Source organism: Luteibacter sp. P4_E6 (assembly GCF_056401535.1).
Genome location: NZ_JBFUJE010000651.1, coordinates 1 through 1,979, shown reverse-complemented (window position 1 = coordinate 1,979; position 1,979 = coordinate 1). Strand labels below are relative to the sequence as shown.

General features: G+C 62.9%; 1 protein-coding gene. It reads left to right on the top strand.

All coding sequences use genetic code 11. The features are described 5' to 3' along the window. The coding region (locus AC1DT2_RS21970) for a calcium-binding protein (protein WP_477298729.1) at positions 1–1,979 on the top strand (1,979 nt) is incomplete at both ends.

The following is a 1,979-nucleotide window of genomic DNA, read 5'->3' as shown; positions in this document are numbered from 1 at the left end:
GGTCTGGGTAGCAACGACTACCTTAACGGCGGTGCCGGCAACGACGTGATCACGGRCGGCCTGGGCAACAACGTGCTTGAGGGCGGCGCCGGCAACGATATCTACAACATCAACCTCGGCAGCATCGACCGGGTGGTCGGCCTCGCCGACAAGGACGCCGGCAGCGACATCATCCGCTTCGGGGCAAGCTACTCCCCGAGCATGGTCACCAACTACCAGATAACGGGCGATGACCTTGCGGTCTTTTTCCTAGTCAACGGCAATCCCAACGGGGTCATTCTCGAAGGGTTCCTTGCCAAGACCAATGGCACCCACGTCATCGAGTTCACTGACGGCACGCGCCTGACCGCCGACAATTTCCTGATCAGTGCGAGCCATTGGACCGGAACGGATGCCAACGACGTGCATGTTGGCTCCGACGCCAACGACACGCTCGACGGCGGTGCAGGTGACGACACCCTGTCGGGCATGGGTGGCAACGACACGCTCTACGGCGGGGACGGCAACGACACGCTCAATGGCGGGGATGGCGACGACGTCTTGCGTGGTGGCCCCGGCATGGACACGGTCAGCGGGGGCGCGGGTAACGACCAGCTTTACGGCGACGGCAGTGACACTCTAAGCGGGGGCGCCGGTGATGACCGTTACTACATCGTCTCCTCGTCCCCGAACCACCAGTATGGCAGCAACGCGGACCTGGTCGTCGAAGCGGCCGGGGAAGGCATCGACACGGTGTATGTGGACAATTACGCCTACAGCATGACGGCGAACGTTGAAAACCTGGTGGCCATCTACGACCCGAATGCATGGGCCATCACCAACCCCAACTTCCCGGGCTGGTACCAGGACATTCCTCGCTCGTTCACCGGCAACGCCCTCGACAACACCATCACCATCGACAACGCACCGGGCTGGCAGACCCACGCGGGGCACGTGTACGTGCTCGACGGTGGTGCCGGGGCAGATACCCTCATCGGCAGCGATGCCAACGAGACGTACGTGGTCGACCAGGCGGGTGATCGCATCATCGAGACGAGCCTGACGTCGATTGACACCGTCCGGGCCAGTTACTCGTACGCCCTGGAAGAGGGTTCAAAAATCGAGATCGTCGAGTTGTCGGGGACCGCTGACCTGGCGGCCTGGGGCAACTCGGACAAAAACACCCTCGACGGCAGCAAGGCGACGGGCACCAATACCTTGTATGGCGGCAAGGGCGACGACCGTTACATCGTCGACGCCAATGACCATGTCTTGGAACTGGCGGGGGAGGGCAGTGATACCGTCGTTGTGGCAACGTCCGCGACACCGTTGACGATGGACACGACATTCACGCTTGACGGATATGCCAATGTCGAAAACCTCGAGCTCGGCAGCCTGCTCCGCTACAACGGCTGGGGTGGCAATCTGCTAGGCAACAGTGCCAACAACGTCCTGACCGGCAACGGGTATGTGAACACCATCCATGGTGGGGACGGGAATGACACCATCTACGGCGGCGAGCGTGACCTCCACAGCCTCGACGCGGCCGCACACGACTTCCTCTTCGGTGACGGGGGAGATGACATCCTTCGAGCGGGGTACGGCGGTGCAGACCTCTACGGCGGCACCGGCAATGATCAGCTGTACGGAGCGGGCGGGCTTGACACCTTCCACTACGGCGTGGGCGACGGCACCGACACAGTCCACTCAGACGGGGGCCTTGGCCTAGACCGCGTCGTCTTCGCGGACGGGGTCACCACCGACATGGTGAGTTTCAGCCGTGAGGGAGCCACCCTCGTCGTGCAGGTTGGCAGCAACACGCAAGACCGCCTGCGCGTGGAAAACTACTGGACGGATCCGGCGGGCGAYGTCCTGAGCGGTGGCGTCAAGGAGTTCGTCTTCGCCGACGGCACGATCCGCAAGGGCGGCCTCGACCATCTGCCGTACACAAACAATCCCCCGGTGACCCTCATCGGCAGCGTGGCTGTGGAGGCTGTGGG